General features: G+C 35.3%; 17 protein-coding genes and 2 pseudogenes. 8 read left to right on the top strand and 11 right to left on the bottom strand.

Annotation, left to right across the window (positions count from 1 at the left end; translation table 11 throughout):
- Nucleotides 1-103: 103 nt before the first annotated feature.
- Together ACHABW_RS01845 and ACHABW_RS01840 are read left to right on the top strand one after the other, a co-directional pair.
- Nucleotides 104-649, top strand: a complete 546-nt coding sequence (locus ACHABW_RS01845; RefSeq protein ID WP_110936729.1) for a peroxiredoxin — start codon at nucleotides 104-106, stop codon at nucleotides 647-649.
- A gap of 76 nt (nucleotides 650-725) precedes the next feature.
- Nucleotides 726-1,178 (top strand): TlpA disulfide reductase family protein, encoded by a 453-nt coding sequence (locus ACHABW_RS01840; protein WP_110936730.1) that lies wholly within the window; start codon nucleotides 726-728, stop codon nucleotides 1,176-1,178.
- A gap of 73 nt (nucleotides 1,179-1,251) precedes the next feature.
- Here ACHABW_RS01840 and ACHABW_RS01835 read toward each other — a convergent pair whose 3' ends face one another.
- Nucleotides 1,252-2,331 (bottom strand): HD-GYP domain-containing protein, encoded by a 1,080-nt coding sequence (locus tag ACHABW_RS01835; protein WP_435753802.1) that lies wholly within the window; start codon nucleotides 2,329-2,331, stop codon nucleotides 1,252-1,254.
- A gap of 213 nt (nucleotides 2,332-2,544) precedes the next feature.
- Between ACHABW_RS01835 and deoD the strand changes: the two genes are divergently transcribed.
- Complete coding sequence (gene deoD, locus ACHABW_RS01830; protein WP_110936732.1) at nucleotides 2,545-3,252, top strand: purine-nucleoside phosphorylase; 708 nt, start codon at nucleotides 2,545-2,547, stop codon at nucleotides 3,250-3,252.
- A gap of 215 nt (nucleotides 3,253-3,467) precedes the next feature.
- Here the strand turns inward: deoD and ACHABW_RS01825 are convergent, their stop codons facing one another.
- The 4 genes from ACHABW_RS01825 to ACHABW_RS01810 all read right to left on the bottom strand — a co-directional run bounded on the left by ACHABW_RS01825 (nucleotide 3,468) and on the right by ACHABW_RS01810 (nucleotide 7,621).
- Nucleotides 3,468-3,590: a hypothetical protein gene (locus ACHABW_RS01825; protein ID WP_435753801.1), complete on the bottom strand. Its 123-nt coding sequence runs from the start codon at nucleotides 3,588-3,590 to the stop codon at nucleotides 3,468-3,470.
- 68 nt (nucleotides 3,591-3,658) lie between these two features.
- Nucleotides 3,659-4,645 carry a lipoate--protein ligase gene (locus ACHABW_RS01820; RefSeq protein WP_435753800.1) on the bottom strand — a complete coding sequence of 329 codons (987 nt, stop codon included), beginning with the start codon at nucleotides 4,643-4,645 and terminating at the stop codon, nucleotides 3,659-3,661.
- 112 nt (nucleotides 4,646-4,757) lie between these two features.
- Nucleotides 4,758-5,735, bottom strand: a complete 978-nt coding sequence (locus tag ACHABW_RS01815; protein ID WP_435753799.1) for a ring-cleaving dioxygenase — start codon at nucleotides 5,733-5,735, stop codon at nucleotides 4,758-4,760.
- Between the two features lie 398 nt (nucleotides 5,736-6,133).
- Nucleotides 6,134-7,621, bottom strand: coding sequence for a potassium/proton antiporter (locus ACHABW_RS01810; RefSeq protein WP_435753798.1), 1,488 nt, complete (start codon nucleotides 7,619-7,621; stop codon nucleotides 6,134-6,136).
- Between the two features lie 204 nt (nucleotides 7,622-7,825).
- Between ACHABW_RS01810 and ACHABW_RS01805 the strand changes: the two genes are divergently transcribed.
- Genes ACHABW_RS01805 through ACHABW_RS01795 form a run of 3 tightly spaced genes read left to right on the top strand, consistent with a single transcriptional unit; the run spans nucleotide 7,826 to nucleotide 8,699 of the window.
- Nucleotides 7,826-8,092 carry a hypothetical protein gene (locus ACHABW_RS01805; protein ID WP_435753797.1) on the top strand — a complete coding sequence of 89 codons (267 nt, stop codon included), beginning with the start codon at nucleotides 7,826-7,828 and terminating at the stop codon, nucleotides 8,090-8,092.
- A complete protein-coding gene (locus ACHABW_RS01800) occupies nucleotides 8,092-8,379 on the top strand; it encodes a zeta toxin family protein (RefSeq protein ID WP_435753969.1) in 288 nt (95 codons plus the stop codon). The genes ACHABW_RS01805 and ACHABW_RS01800 overlap by 1 nt, the downstream gene beginning before the upstream one ends.
- On the top strand, nucleotides 8,361-8,699 hold the full coding sequence (locus ACHABW_RS01795; protein WP_435753796.1) for a zeta toxin family protein: 339 nt from the start codon (nucleotides 8,361-8,363) through the stop codon (nucleotides 8,697-8,699). Before ACHABW_RS01800 ends, ACHABW_RS01795 begins: the two co-directional genes overlap by 19 nt.
- A 160-nt stretch (nucleotides 8,700-8,859) precedes the next feature.
- Here ACHABW_RS01795 and ACHABW_RS01790 read toward each other — a convergent pair whose 3' ends face one another.
- The 3 genes and pseudogenes from ACHABW_RS01790 to ACHABW_RS01780 form a co-directional block, all read right to left on the bottom strand.
- The gene (locus tag ACHABW_RS01790) at nucleotides 8,860-9,567 is read right to left on the bottom strand and encodes a DUF3990 domain-containing protein (RefSeq protein ID WP_435753795.1); all 708 of its coding nucleotides are present in this window, start codon (nucleotides 9,565-9,567) and stop codon (nucleotides 8,860-8,862) included.
- A 200-nt stretch (nucleotides 9,568-9,767) separates the two neighbouring features.
- Nucleotides 9,768-10,160 (bottom strand): annotated as a pseudogene (locus tag ACHABW_RS01785) (sigma-70 family RNA polymerase sigma factor); the annotation flags it as partial.
- Nucleotides 10,161-10,245: 85 nt separating this feature from the next.
- Entirely contained in the window at nucleotides 10,246-10,482 is a 237-nt protein-coding gene (locus ACHABW_RS01780) for a hypothetical protein (protein ID WP_435753794.1), read from the bottom strand.
- 71 nt (nucleotides 10,483-10,553) lie between these two features.
- Here ACHABW_RS01780 and tnpA point away from each other — a divergent pair.
- A pseudogene (gene tnpA / locus ACHABW_RS01775) lies at nucleotides 10,554-10,794 on the top strand (IS200/IS605 family transposase).
- Between the two features lie 427 nt (nucleotides 10,795-11,221).
- Nucleotides 11,222-11,347, top strand: coding sequence for a sporulation histidine kinase inhibitor Sda (sda, locus tag ACHABW_RS01770; RefSeq protein ID WP_435753793.1), 126 nt, complete (start codon nucleotides 11,222-11,224; stop codon nucleotides 11,345-11,347).
- 450 nt (nucleotides 11,348-11,797) lie between these two features.
- Here sda and ACHABW_RS01765 read toward each other — a convergent pair whose 3' ends face one another.
- From ACHABW_RS01765 to ACHABW_RS01755, 3 genes are all read right to left on the bottom strand, one after another.
- Nucleotides 11,798-12,832, bottom strand: a complete 1,035-nt coding sequence (locus tag ACHABW_RS01765; protein WP_435753792.1) for an ATP-binding protein — start codon at nucleotides 12,830-12,832, stop codon at nucleotides 11,798-11,800.
- A gap of 241 nt (nucleotides 12,833-13,073) precedes the next feature.
- On the bottom strand, nucleotides 13,074-14,543 hold the full coding sequence (locus ACHABW_RS01760; protein WP_435753791.1) for a PAS domain S-box protein: 1,470 nt from the start codon (nucleotides 14,541-14,543) through the stop codon (nucleotides 13,074-13,076).
- On the bottom strand, nucleotides 14,518-15,093 hold the full coding sequence (locus ACHABW_RS01755; RefSeq protein ID WP_435753790.1) for an IS1595 family transposase: 576 nt from the start codon (nucleotides 15,091-15,093) through the stop codon (nucleotides 14,518-14,520). Before ACHABW_RS01755 ends, ACHABW_RS01760 begins: the two co-directional genes overlap by 26 nt.
- Between the last annotated feature and the right edge of the window lie 1,031 nt (nucleotides 15,094-16,124).

The raw sequence follows: 16,124 nt of genomic DNA, 5'->3' as shown, positions 1-16,124 counted from the left end.
GAAAAGTTAGTGAATCATTTCACTTAAATGATACTATTTCATTTTAAGGAATACAATTGGACTTAAATGACAATCATTATTTATAAAAGGAGAGATTTATAACATGGCTGAAAAACGTATGGTAGGAAAACAAGCACCAAGATTTGAAATGGATGCGGTTATGCCTAATAAAGAATTTGCGAAGGTTTCTTTAGAAGAAAATATGAAAAATGATCAATGGACAGTTTTATTTTTCTATCCAATGGACTTCACATTTGTTTGTCCAACAGAAATCACTTCTCTTAGTGACCGATTTGATGAATTTGAAGATTTAGATGCAGAAGTTATAGGAGTTTCAACCGACACTGTCCACACACATAAGGCTTGGATTAATACTCATCGTGATGATAATGGTCTTGGTGATCTGAAATATCCACTTGCGGCAGATACTAATCACCAAATTTCTCGTGAGTATGGTGTACTTATTGAAGACGAAGGTGTTGCTTTGCGAGGTCTTTTCATCATTAGTCCTGAAGGCGAATTAATGTATGCAGTTGTAAATCACAACAATATCGGTCGTGATGTTGATGAAACATTACGTGTATTACAAGCACTTCAAACAGGTGGATTATGCCCTGCCAACTGGAAGCCAGGACAAGCTACGCTGTAAGTTATCAAACAATAGATGCGTCAGATAATATTATTGATGTACCATCTAAGAAAATGTGTTTTAAGGAGTGTTTTTGATGAAGTTACGAGCACAAATGCCTGATCTTAATGGGGCAACTGCGTGGCTAAACGGAGAAGTTTCTAAAGAGGATCTTGTGGGTGACAAGCCTACATTAATTCATTTCTGGTCTGTAAGCTGCGGATTATGTAAAGAAGCAATGCCAGATGTCAATGAATTTCGTGATGAATACAGCGATAAACTAAACGTTATTGCGGTTCACATGCCACGATCTGAAAAGGATCTTGATATGGCAGTCATTGAAGAAACTGCTAAAGAACACGATATCAGTCAGTCGGTTTTTGTTGATAATGAACACAAACTTACGGATGCTTTTGAAAATCAATATGTACCTGCCTACTATGTGTTTGATGAAGAAGGTCAACTTCGTCATTTCCAAGCAGGTGGTGGAGGCATGAAAATGCTTCGTAAAAGAGTGAACAGAGTTTTAGGTATTGAGATAAAAAAGTAAAAATACCCGTGATACGGTGTAAGTAAAGGCACTTCAGTTGAAGTGCCTTTTTTTCTGACGCTGAAAGGAATTTTTACACTAAAGAAGGTGCAATAAAAATTTCCTGAATATGAAGGTCCCTCTTTTTGCGTAAATCAATAAATTCTTCCCCTACTTTCAATAATGGACGCCGTATTTCTTCTTTAAATAATTGAACAATACGTCCTTTAGTACCATTATCCAATAATACATCGTTGCCTATATAGCCATATAAAATGTGTTCGACAAAAGGAATCACAATTTCACTGTTAAAGCGCCCTTTGAAAACTTCAAGAAGCAACTCATCAAGAGCTTCAAGAGGACCGTGTTTTTCTTTATAAATGCGGTCTGATGAGATTGCATCATATACATCAGCAACCGCAATAATTTGCGATAAAAAAGGGATTTGATCACCCTTCAATCCGTATGGATAACCACTTCCATCGAGCCTTTCATGATGACACAATGCCCCATATTCAATCTCTTCATTCTCTCCTGACATCATAGCTATCATTTCTTTCCCATAAATGGTGTGTTGCTTTACCTCATCAAATTCATTTTTAGACAGTTTCGTTTCTTTGTTTAGAATTTGCGGGGAAACCTTCATTTTACCAAGATCGTGCAGAAAACCTATTCTACCCAGCTGAAGGATATCATCAATAGGAAGCAACAATATTTTTCCGATGGTTGCTGAAAGTAGACCTACATTTAAAGAATGTCTATATGTATATTCATCATGCCCTTTAATATGGCGAAGTTCTAAAAATATATTAGGTCCCTTTAAAACACTTTCTAGCAAAGGAGTAAAAGGTTTCATAAAGTCTTGTAAACTAGGTACCTCTCGAGATATTGCAAGTTGAAATAATCGTTTAACTTCTACGACACTTTCTTTATATATGATCGAAATATTCTCTCGATGTTTAAATATGTCCTCTACTTGGTTTGATAGAGGTTCTTGGGGCATATCCATTAAAAAAATATCCTCTATGAGATGGTTTTGTAAAATAGAAAGGTGCCAGTGCGTTAATACCATCCCTTGTTTTAACAGGAAATGTCCAGAATCTGATATAACATCATTAGCTAAAGTACGGCCAATAACCGATTGATCCCATTGCTCACTTTTAACTTTTATCATTAAATTACACCTCTATCCTTTATTTCTTTGGAATTTATTTCTAGAATATCATATACTAGAACAAAAGTCTCACTTTTTAGTGTTTGTTAATACTTTTTGTGAAAAAGCTTTATCGCTAATTAGTTAAAATCTAAAGGACATTTTTTTGCTTTTGCAGTCCCCATTGTGATACGTTTATTTCACATAAATTAGTTAGATGAAAGGATGAATGAAATGAGTGTACATATTGACGCAAAACAAGGAGAAATAGCTGAATCCATTCTTTTACCTGGAGATCCTCTTCGCGCAAAATTCATCGCTGAAAACTTCCTCGAGGACGTAACTTGTTATAACGAGGTTCGCGGCATGTTAGGTTACACTGGAACATATAAAGGGAAACGAGTTTCTGTACAAGGGACCGGAATGGGCGTACCTTCTATTTCTATTTATGTTCACGAGTTAATTAATAGTTATGGTGTAAAAAATCTTATTCGAGTTGGTACGTGTGGTGCCCTGCAGAAGGATGTAAAAGTTCGCGATGTTATTTTAGCGATGAGCGCTACGACAAATTCTGGCGTAAATCGTCATCACTTCAATGGCATAGATTTTGCTCCTACCGCTAATTTTGAGTTGTTGAAGAAAGCTTATGACGGAGCAAAAGAACACAATTTGAACGTAAATGTCGGCAGTGTTTTCACAAGTGATGTCTTTTATAATGATGATAAAGACCTAGTCAAAACTCTTGCTGATCACCAAGTACTAGCTGTGGAAATGGAAACTTCCGCCCTATATACAATTGCTGCAAGATTTGGAGTACAAGCTTTATCAGTATTAACAGTAAGTGATCACCTAATAACCGGGGAAGAAACCAGTTCCCAAGAACGCCAGGAAACATTTAATGAGATGGTCGAAGTTGCTCTTGCGGCAGCCGTTAGTGAATAAACCATCATATAAGAAAAACGGCAGAGCCGTCTTTTATTAAATACAGATTTTCCCTTGACACGCGTGGCGTAAAGATAGCTGCTAATTTTATTAATTCTTATCTCTTAAAAAAGCCGCTTCCTTTAATAAAAGGAATGCGGCTTTCTTAGTTTTCTAGACCTATGATTGTAGGTGAAGTCTGTCAAAAACATTGCGTACGCTGAAACGAGTTCCATTCAACACGATTCGGGTTCATTTGAGCACGCGTCACACTCATTTCCAAGTATTTCTCGTTCATTTGAGCACACAACACGTTCATTTCCACTCTTCATCTTCATTTGAGAACGTTTCACACTCATTTCCACGCCTCTCGCGCTCATTTGAGCACACAACACGTTCATTTCCATTCCTAATCCAGTCATCTCTTTTAATAAATCAACTCGACAAATCCTTCTCGGGAGATTTTACCGAAATAATAGGTCATATCTAAATCAGATAAAGCCTTTTGAATCGCATTTTTTTCGTACTTCACACCTGTTAGTTTTTCTTGTACATCTGTAACATCACCGATTCCAAAGAAATCTCCATATATTTTACAATCTGTAATTTGACCTTTAGAGACATTAATACGAATATCGATTGTACCAGCATCGAATCTTTGGGAACGTTGGAGATCAAACTTCGGAGATTTACCATAGTTCCAATCCCAGTTTTTATACCGACGTTGAGAGATTTCTTCGATGCCTTTCCAATCTTCTTCTGTCAAACGGTAAGTTTCTACATCGCCACTTTCAAAGATATAATCTAACAGGATTTTTTTCAGTTGGTCCACAGTTAATTTATCATCTAAAAATTCATTGATGTTTGCGACTCTGCTACGGACTGACTTAATACCTTTAGATCTCATTTTTTCTTCGTTTACATTTAATGAATCCACGATATTTTCAACATTGACATCCAACATGAGCGTACCATGACTGAACATCTTTCCTTTTGTCGTATATTGTGCATTTCCGGAAATTTTTCGCTCGCCAACATGGATATCATTACGTCCACTGAGCTTTGCATCGATTCCCAGCTCTTGCAATGCATCTATAACTGGCTGGGTGAATTTTTGATAGTTTGAAAAACTGTCCCCATCATCCTTCGTTAAAAAACTAAAGCTTAGGTTTCCCAGGTCCTGATAAACCGCTCCTCCGCCTGAAAGTCTTCGAACGATGTGGATATTATGTTCGTCAATATATTTTTTGTTGATCTCTTCTAATGTATTTTGATTTTTACCAATGATAATACAAGGTTCATTCACGTAAAAAAGTAAATAGGAATCATCAATTGGTAAATTTCGAAGAGCATACTCTTCGATCGCTAAGTTAACTGTAGGATCGTTTACTTGCTCATTATCAATAAATTTCATTCAAATTGCCTCCTAATTCTCGTTTATACGTCATTATCATATCATATTTATCCTTGAAAGCTTAAAAAAAGACACGCGGATAATCCTCCTCGTGTCTTCCTATTTGGCATCGTTATTCCTTGACGAACTCCTTGGTACTTCTAATCGTATCAATTGGCCGAACCGATTTTTCAATTTGCTCACGTTTCGGCTCTAACATTGGTGGTAAGGATAATTTTTCACCAAGCGTTTCATAGGATTCATCTCCCATAAATCCTGGTCCGTCTGTTGCAAGTTCAAATAATATTTGCGGTGCTACTCTCGTGTACATTGACTCAAAAAAGTGACGATTGACATAACCGGATGTCTGCAATCCTATGCTGTGAAGTCGCTCAATCCACTCGTCTAAAACGGATCTGTCTTCTACCCGGAATGCTGCATGGTGAACGGTACCAAACCCTTGTCTGGCTTGTGGGAGAATCTTGTTATGTTCTACCACAACCTGAGCACCATTTCCCCCTTCTCCCACTTCAAACAATGAGTAAGAACCTTCTTTACTAACTTCTCTAAATAAGAAAGCTTTTTCTAATATTTCTTTAAAAGAATCAACATCTGCAAGACGAATATGAATAGGTCCTAGCCCAGTAATCGCATATTCTAATGGGATTGGTCCTTTTTTCCATGGAGTACCCGACGCCACTCCAGTGTCTTTTTCATCGGAAACCAACTCGTATTGCTGATCATCAAAGTCAATAAAAGCAAGCCTCTTAGTTCCAAACATTTCATTAATTCCATCATGCTTTATTTTTAAGCGGTCAAAACGTTTGACCCAATAATCCAACGCTGCATCATTCGGAACTCGAAAAGCTGATTTTGAAATTTCATTTGTACCGTGGACTCCTTTGGGGATGCCCGGGAAATCAAAAAATGTCATATCTGTTCCTGCGTTTCCCTTGTCGTCTGCAAAAAATAAATGATACGTCTGAATGTCATCTTGGTTAACTGTTTTTTTGACTAAACGCATCCCTAATACATACGTAAAAAACTCATAGTTCTTTTCCGCACTACTAGTAATAGCTGTTACATGGTGCATCCCTTTTAATTCATTCATTAATAATTCCTCCATTTATACATTACTAAGAGTTTTACACAAATCTAAATTTCTATGTGCTCCTTCTATGATAACACGCCACACACTTTTATAAAGCAAGTTACTTAAAGTAACTAGCCACTCTCTTCCCCAGTAATTAATATATTACTGATTCAAGGTAAATATCGTAAAAATCTAAAAGTAAACATGTTTTCACTCGATACGTTTCCTGTCATCCAGAAGCCTTTAATCTTTTAACAACCATTTTTTTATCTCTAATTCGAGATAATTATATAATAACTGTTTTTTTATGTCAACAAAAAAGCATTCATACACTTCCATTCTACTTTTGCTAAAATAAACGTTAGGAAATGAAAAAAGGTCTCTGCTACTTAGCAAAAACCTTGTTTTCTATTTGATTAATCCTCTGCAACGCTCTTTCTTTCCCCCAACAGCTTTTTGAGTTCTTTTTTACTCTTTCTTGAAACGAGGATATATAAAATGTCATTTTCATTGATGACAGTTTCTCCATAAGGAGTTACTAATTCTCCCTTACGAATAATTGCATTTATCAACACATCATTCGGAAAATTTATTTCAGTTAAGTTTTGACCAACGATTTTTGTTTCTTCGTTCACCACGTACTCGACAATTTCAGCATTGGCCTGACCTATCGAAACTAGTTCTAGAGAATGAAGAGGTGTTACTTTCTTTGGTCCTGTTAATCCTAATTTATTTGCAAACACTGAAATAGTTGAACCTTGAATTAAAGCAGATGTTAATACAACGAAAAAGACAACGTTGAAAAATAGTTGGGCATTCTCTACTCCTGCAATCATAGGAAATGTCGCTAATACAATCGGGACTGCCCCTCGAAGACCCGCCCAAGACAAAAGCGTTTTTTCTTTCCAAGTGTAGCCAAAACCAATAGTTGATAGGAGAACGGCCAAAGGTCTTGCAATTAGAATTAAAATAAAAGATAAAAGTAATCCATTTAGGATGATCGCTCCTGTGAAAAGCTGACCTGGAAACACCAATAACCCTAAGATGATAAACATTAAAATTTGCATCATCCAAGCAAATCCTTCATTAAATCGGAAAATAGTGTGTCGATACGTTAAATCTGAATTTCCAATAAGCATCGCTGCTACATAAACAGCTAATAACCCACTTCCACCGACATTTGCAGTAAGGCTATACGTTAATAGTGCAAATCCCATCGCTATAATAGGGTACAAACCACCGGAATCAAGATTAATCCGATTAATAATCCAAGAAGCTATCCATCCCATCGCTAACCCTAACAATAATCCTAATCCCATTTGTAAAAAAAAGGATCCCACTATATGCCATATTCCTTTTTGGTCCATTAATAACAATTCTATGAAGGCCAGTGTTAAAAACATTGCCATTGGATCATTGGTTCCTGATTCAGCCTCTAGAGTTGCCCCAATCCGAGACTTTATGTTTTGTTCCTTTAATGCTGCGAAAACTGCCGCTGCATCAGTTGACCCTACTATAGCTCCAAATAACAATCCTTCTAGCCATGTTACATCTAGAACAAACTTCGCAGCGACAGCCACAATAATCGTAGTAATAAGGACCCCCACGGTTGCCAGCACCAACGAAGGCACAGCTACAGGCTTAATAGTTGTCCATTTTGTCGAGAGGCCCCCTTCAAAAAGAATAATAACGAGGGCAATAATACCAATTAATTGCGCTTGTGATGCATTATCAAAATAAATAATACCTAGTCCGTCACTTCCCGCAATCATCCCAAGCAAAATAAATAATATAAGCGCTGGGACACCGAAGCGTGATGAAAGCTTGGTTGTAATCACACCCATTATTAGAAAAGAAGCAAGGATTAGGATAAAGTAATCCGCACTTAACATGTTTTGAACCATCCCGTCTACTCCCGCCTTTTAATAATTTCTGTTTTTAGGATACTATCTTCTCTTTTTATCTTATCATGTAACACTCCCATATTATAAATGATACACATCGCTGCAATAGCAATTCGTTTCCCACTAGGAGACCTATCATATTATTTATTCTAAAATAATTAGTTTAATGTCATAGAAATTGCCTTACAGTGATTTCAATAGAAGATGAACAACTTTTCTTTCGTTCTGGAATACATTAATCTAGGTGATATCACGAAGCTGTTTAATAATTTATTAAAACGTTGTTTAGAAGCATTAAAAAACAGTGAAAGAGATGCAAAAAATAAAAACTTTATTCGCCTTAAACAACCTAAAGAATATGGTAAACCAGTTGAAAAAGATCATGATGATTTTGTTTACTCAAACATTCTCAAGGAGTATTTAAAAAATGCCCAAACTTCCAAAAAAGGACAAAGACCCCTTGCTAACTAATAGGTGGTGGAACTGCTTCAGGCAAGACTACTTTAAGAAAAAAGGTTGTTCCACAATTACTAAAAAAGAAAAAAGTAAGAGCCATTTCCGTAGATCCTGATGATATAAAAGAAGAAATGCCACAATATCAATTATTAAAAGAACAACAATCACTTGTAGCTGCTTCGCTTGTTCACAAAAAGTCACGACAGTTGTGTCATAAGGTTTTGAGCTCCTTCATTAAGCGTAGGAAACATTTTATTTATGAGGGAACAATGGCAAAACCAAAATGTACGTTCAGCTCATAGAAAGATTGAAAGCTGCTAACTATGAAATCCATCTATTTGTTGTTGACGTTCCCCTTGAAATTGCTAAGATTCGTTCCGACCGTCGTGGGGAGAACACGGGGCGATATGTTCCTCATTCTATCATTGAAAGCACCCATCAACTTGTCCCTAAAACATTTGCAAAAATAAAAAAGGAATGTGATAGCTTTAAATTGTACGATAATCAGAACGGATTGAAATTAATAGCTTCAAATAACTTTATTGACGAAAAAAAGTACCGCTTGTTCATGGATAAAATCTATGGGGGGAAAATCATAATGCCTATTATAAAATTAAAATAGAAATAGAATGATTAATCATTCTATTTCCTCGTAATATACGTCTCATATTCCTCGAACCACAAAGTTTTATCGCCTCTTAAAATTGAGAAAGCCCAGTACTCAGGTAATTCTTGCATTAATTGATTTTCAATTCCTGGAGTAGATGTCATCCAAGATCTATTTAAGAGAAGAGTAGCTTCTTTTCTTTTTTAGAAAGATTTCCTATACTCATAAGTTCTTGTTTAATAGTTCTCAATAAATCAAGTTTCATTCGTTGACCTCGAAGAGATGGTATTGAGAAAATAGACTTGGTCCATTTAGATGACAACCTCTCCTCTTTTATTGCTATAATTGTTGGCTTCATGAAACATTGAATGGACGCTTCACTCGCTAAAGATAATTGATCTTTTGAATTTGAAAAATCAAGTGCAAAAGGAATATCCTTATGAGCTTTTCCAACTGGACCATATACATAATCAAACTGATAAGATTGTCCATTTATGCAATTTTTTACAAATTGCTCCCACTCTTTTTTATGAGATAGCCAAGTGTAATGGTTAGGAAGAGGAAAACACTTTCCGTTTAACTTTTTTAACTGTGTCAGATCGATATCATAAACTAAGTAAGCAGCTTTCCTTGTATCGGGATGTTTGATATACTCATCAAAACTAATGTTTAAACGGTCAATTAAGGATTTATATGCTTGTGGTTCACGTGATTTTACAAGTGCCCATTTTTGTGCTTGTTTTCGATTAAGAGTGACATAAAATCCTGGCCCAAAGTCTGTTAACCTCCGCTGTACACTTAACCAAACGCCATGATTAGCAATTGTCTTTGCAGCAAATAAATTCGTCCCATGATATACACTTATCGTAGTAGGAATAGGCAATATTTTTTCACCTCTTTATACACTTTATTCAGCTACATTCTTTGTATTAACCAAAAAACTATGGGGACCATTCTCATTATTGATAAATATTCTCTTTTATCCTGGACACACGACTAATTTTTTTCCTTCTCAGACCAAAACATAAAAAGGTGTAACAAGAAGTCACTAAGACTTTTTGTTACACCTGGCAACAAGTACTTTTACTCTTCTCTTTTTAAAGCTGCACGTTGGTGTCGATAAAATTCATGGAATAACTTCATTAACGACCGTTTCTCAATTCGAGATACATAGCTTCTTGAGATTCCTAATTCTTTAGCTATTTCTTTCTGCGTTCTTTCTTTTTGTTTATCTAAACCAAATCTTCCTACGATGACCTCTTTTTCTCTGCCATCAAGAATATGAATATACTCATATATTTGTTTTTTCTCCATTTTTAACTGGATTTGCTCCGCCAAATCATCCGTGTCGGCCTGCAAAACATCAATTAAACTAATCTCATTTCCCTCTTTGTCCTGTCCGATCGGGTCATGAAGAGAAACATCCTTACGTACTTTCTTTAATGCTCTCAGATGCATGAGAATTTCTATCCTAATGTCAGAAGGGTGCCAATCAAAAAAGCTTGTCTATTCAAATCATAATAACTTAGAGATAAATTATCAAATGCTTTTTATTACCATTTCAAATTGTGGGAAATGTCTTCATCGTAATTTCCTTCGTCGGAACCCTCATCAGTTTCTTCTTCAGTTGCTTCTTCTGGCAATACTTCAATTGTGTTGAGCAGTCCTGAACTTCTATTATATTAATAAGTGTCTCGTCAATTGTATTCTCCGTAGCGACTACTTCTTCTGCTCTACCATCTACTTTTTTGAGAATAGCGTTTAGTTGGTTGGTGGAAGCGTTCATACGGTTATTCAAAGAATTAAGCATTCCTTCATAGTCATCGTGTTTATTCCGAAATTTAGAAGGAAGCTAATATACGGAAAATTGTGAGAGATATAGGAGCAATTTTAAGAAGGTTGTGTGAGATCAAAAATGTAGAAATTATAGAAGCTCATACAATGCCAGATCATATTCACATGTTTAGTAAGAATCCCCCCAAAAAAATGTCGGTTTCGGTACTTAAATGGAAAAAGTTCGTTAATAATCCATGATAGACATGTAAATTTAAAATACAGTCATGGAAACAGGACTTTTTGGGCAAAAGGATATTACGTGAGTACAGTATGATTGAATCAAAAAACGGTACCGAAATACATTCGAGGGCATTATTTCTCATCATCATTATTAACCTTCCCGTTAGCATCATAGAAACTCCGACAGCTTGTTGTGCTAAGTCTCCCCGTTAGTAAAAAATTATAAAAAATTGTAACCTATCCCCTTTCTCTTTATACTTCCTTGCCGTTAGAGACACAAGAAAAAGAACCTTGATAGATGTCAAAATCATGTAAAGTTCACCAACTTGTCACATCTATTCAAAGTAAGCACTATATTGCCATTCAAATTAATGATATATTTGGATAGATATGATTCTTATTACCTATAAACTCACCAGAACAAGTGTTAATAGTGACAAATATCACCGACTTAACCAGTCCTAAAGTATTATAATATGGGTAACAAAATTTAAATTTACGAAGGTGAGGCTTAATTTACAATGACAATATTAAGTAATCAAACATTAATTGACTCCTATGAAAAAGCTCTACAACTGCAATTATCAAAAGAATTTATTGGATTATTACTTGAAGAACTCTACAAAAGAGAATTAATACACACATAAAATTAAATGCATTACAGAATCTCTCTCTAACACTTAAAGTTTTCAGTGAAATCCCTTAATTTATTTCCTTAAAGTTCACACAATTAAAGGATTCTCCCCGTTTATTTAAGTGATCATTTCACAATATCACTATATCTCCACTTTCATTTAACATATATATCCAAACCCTTTTAATTATATTTGACACTTCACATACTAAATCGCAGTGGACTCACATAGCTTCTAATAATTATTGAATACCTTGTGAAAAGAGGTTTGAGTTTCTATGTGATTTCTCTTAGAAAAGCTCAAATCATTTGAATTGTGAATGGCTTGTTTGTACCTCTGAAGTAAACCCGTTAATCTATTAGGCGTTTTTTTCTGATTTGTTTCAATCTCTTTTTTTCAATATAAGAGCAACCACGGTTTACTTCTTTAAACCTCCCTTATTGTAAGAGGAAGATAGACAGACTATTTAGAGAAACGGATATTAAATGTCGTTCCTTCAGGACTTGATGTATAATCGATTTTGGCATTATTTCTCTTGGCAATGGAAAAACAAATGGGTATTCCTAAACCTGTTCCTTTGTCTTTAGTTGTAACAAAAGGGATTGCAATATCGTCTATGATGTCAGAGGGTATTCCTTTTCCTTCATCCATAATGGATAAAACCATTTTATTATTCTCTTCATACGTCATAATTTGAACTTTTTTTCCTGCATTCATGGCATCTAAGGAGTTATTAATCAAGTTCAAAAGAAGCTGTCGAATTTCGTTTTTGTCAATAAGTAAGTCTGCGATATTACTCAAATGTAAGTCAAGCAATTTACCTTCTTTTAGAGCTCTTGTTTCTAGCAAGGGGAGGACGGATTTTATTAATTCATTTAAATTACACTCCTCCAATTTTTCAGGTTTATCCTTCGCTATATCAAGAAATTCAGTAAGGATGTCGGTCACACGGTTGACCTCATCAATCATCAAATCAAATATAGGTTTGTGTTTTTCAAGTTCTTCGTTTTCAGCCATCAACTGCAAAAATCCTTTAACAGTCGTCATTGGATTCCTTACTTCATGGGCAACACCTGCCGCCATTTCTCCGATAAGATTTAATTTTTCATAGTGTTGCTTTTGCTTTTCACGTTCTTTTCTATCTGTGATGTCACTAAAAGTAACAAATATCCCGTTTATATTAGGAAACAGTTTTACTTCGAACCACCATTTTGAATATTCAGATATCATCTCAAATACTTGGGGTTTTTGTTCTTCATATGCTTTATGGTAAGCAGTGTCTATTTCTGTATCTATGTATTTAGGGTTAACATCCCAAACGTTTGTCCCAATAAGTTCTTCTTTTGTCCTTTCAAAAAATAGTTCTTTTAAATACGGTTCTGCTGCCTTATTAATAAATACAAATTCATAATCGGAATTTAAAAAATAACAAGCTTCAGACATATTTTCTAATATTTCGATCATATCTAATTTATTTCCAAGCGACTTTAACGGCATTTACTTTACTCTCCTTTTAAAATAAATTCTCTTTCTATACATTATCACAAAAAATATCATATCCCTTCATAATCAATCAATTCTTGAAGAAGATAGCTTCATTTAGATGGTAACATGAAAAAAAGCGCTCCTTCTTAATGAAGAAACGCCGCCCTTTTGTTTATGTGTAATTATTTACTTAACTCTTCCTAAGGTACTGATACAAACCCTACCAGTAATAGTAACATATATAAATTAAATACTAGCTGAGTACGGGAATCGATATGGTGACCTGGGTTCCAAGCCCGACTTTACTTTGGATGGTTACTTTCCCTTTATGTTGTTCGATAATTTTATAGGTCAGCATTAAACCTAGTCCAAATCCTTTTTCTTTATTTGAGTAGTAGGGCTCTCCTAACTTCGGAATACGATCTTCATGAATTCCCACGCCTTGATCATTGACATTCACTTCGATCCTATCGTCTTTCGATGTAATATCAATATACAGATTCCTTCCCATCTTTGTCGCTTCAATCCCATTCTCGATAACATTAAAAAATGCTTGTTTAAGCAAACCCTCTTCACACCAAATGAAAGGCACCTCATCATAATCTAATTCAATATGGACATTATTTGTGATTGTTTGTGTCTTTAGTGATTGAATAACTTCTTGAAGTAAACGAGTTATGTCGATCATTTTATAAGACTGTAATTTAGTCCTACCAAGTAAAGAGAATGCATCCACAAACGTTTCAATATTATTTACCTCATCTGTCATAATATCAAGGCAACGACCGTAATCCCTCACTCCATCAGAAGTTCTTATTAATTGCGTTAGTCCTTTCAATGATTGCAATGGATTCCTAATTTCATGTGCTACACCAGCTGCAAGCTGCCCCACAGCGAGTAATTTTTCACTTCTTAAAAGTGATTTTTCAGCTTCTTTTTGCACTGTAATATCCCTTAGATGAACGGCCCAATTGCAGATTTCACCATTTCCATCCTTTATTGGTGTGATGGACAGCATCATATGATATGCCTTTTCATTATTTGTAACTCGAATCGTTTCTAAAGTTGATAAATTAGAGTCAGAAATTGCATCAGAGTTATATTGAGCAGTAACAACACGACGGTAGTAATCTCTCATTTGTTTTATCAAATGGGGTGGTATGGAAGGGCAACGAAGAATATGAAACCCCTCAAGATTTTCTTTCCTCCACCCTAACAATCGAGAAAAGGCGGGATTTGCTAATACGATAGTAGCATTCATATCTAATAAAAGAATGGGATCTCGATTCGTTTCAATGAAAGATTCGGACAATTCTTTGTTGATTTGTTCCAACTCCACTTTTTTTTGTTTCGTTATTTCCTTTACATACACAGAGATATTAATAATTTGACCTTCTATTTCGTTGGGAACCATCATCACTTGAAGCTCAACTTTGTGCCCTTTTTTATAGTTAACCCCTAATTCAAACCTATGAGTTTCGCCTTCAAACGCCTTATACAGGAAGTAATAATAGTTTTCAACTTCCTCTGAAGAAACGAGCCTATTATAGTTTAGGTATAGCAGTTCCTTTTTGTTATGACCGAACAGTTCCGATGCAGTTTGATTAGCGTAAACAATACAACCTTCAAGATTCAAGACACAAATTGCATCTTGGTGATTACCAAAAAAAAATTCATAGTTATTGGGAACAATATCTTTACTCATTTCTTCTGTGTTTCGCAACGCCTTCACCTCGTTTATTTATCCGTAGCCCTTCAGCCCGTGGGTGTCCCTTTTTATTCAAAGATAAACCAACGATGACCTTGGTCTTTTCAGTACCACGACGACGTTTTCCGCCTTCAGTGGAAGCACCAAAGAAAGCGTCGTCGAGTTCTACAATGCCAGCAAGTGTGTACTCGGAATCCTGTTTTCGTATAGCGGTGCGAATCTTGTGAAGCATAAGCCAAGCTGTTTTATAGGTGACTTCAATTTCTTTTGAGAGCTTATACGCTGATATCCCACGCTTATCATAGGCGATTAAATAAATGGCTAAAAACCACTTTTTCAGGTCTGTGCGTGTTTTTTCCATCACAGTTCCGACAAACACCGCGGCATTCTTTACACTCATAAAGGCGGTTCTTTCGCGTTTTGGTGACGAGTAAGCGTCATGTCCGCACTTTTCGCAACAGTATCCATTTTTCCACTTCAATTGAAAAAGAGGGTCCTGACAAATTTCTTCAGAAGAAAACTGTTTTTGAAATGAAATTAAACTCATCTGTTGGTATTTAGCCATTGAAAACACCCTTTTCAGAACACTTGTTTTCATTTTATATTATATCAAACATTTGTTCGTAAGGGTAGTGATTTTGAGCAAAAGGGATACTCATTTTATTTTTTTAAATTTGCTCAACTTTATTTACAAAATTCTTTCCATTAAATTGCAGCACGGGTACGTTTACGGAAACTCTTATGGATGGCAAACCATCATCCAACCATGTCTTTGCTGGTTTACAAGCAGACTTATTCCCGTCTGGGAAAAGAATAATCACCATTTCAAGTTTTGTGTTAAAAATGATCAGACTTTGTATGAAAGGTGACTACTAAAATGTAAAATATTATGATTTTATGAATCAAAGATTCCAGTCACCAATTGTTTGAGGTCTGGTTAGATGGTTAAAATAGAAATATCCCAATTGATTGTAAAATGTTGGAGGGAAGAATGTAGTGATTGACCCTTGTGGCGGTCGATATATGTGATCACAGCCAACGAAATGTACCGCCGTTGACATAGTTCTTACCACTTAATGACAGGCTGTTTACCAGTTTGTCTTCTTTGATAATTAGTCAGATAAATGGAATTAATAATGTATTTTTAGCAGTCTAAGACTATAAATCGTGTATAATTAGTACTGATTGGTATAATTTGTATATAAAGTATAATTGTACAACGTCAGTATAGAATTCAACTTATTGCAGTCTTCTCCCTATCAATAAGACGATAGACTGAAAAAACGGGTATTAGGAATCATTCCTTCAGAGCTTGATGTATAATCATTAACCTTACTGACGTAACCCCGTTACTACTTCAGTAAGGTTTAATAATGGTCATTGCACAAAAAATAATCAGATAACTAAAAATTATTCTAATTTAAAGTTTTCGTTCATAAAATTTGTGATTCCATTTTGGTCTATAATTTTTTCCTTACATACCTGTATTAGCTTATTCATGTAAAGGATGGGATTACCCATTTTGTCACATATTCTAGTAAGTTCAGAAGTAAAATATAGATACATAAAAGAGAAAAGGAGGATTCTAACATGGCA

It is taken from the genome of Salipaludibacillus sp. CF4.18 (assembly GCF_051262595.1).
In the GTDB taxonomy this organism is placed as follows: Bacteria; Bacillota; Bacilli; order Bacillales; family Salisediminibacteriaceae; genus Salipaludibacillus; species Salipaludibacillus neizhouensis.
This window is presented reverse-complemented; position numbering and strand designations above follow the sequence as displayed.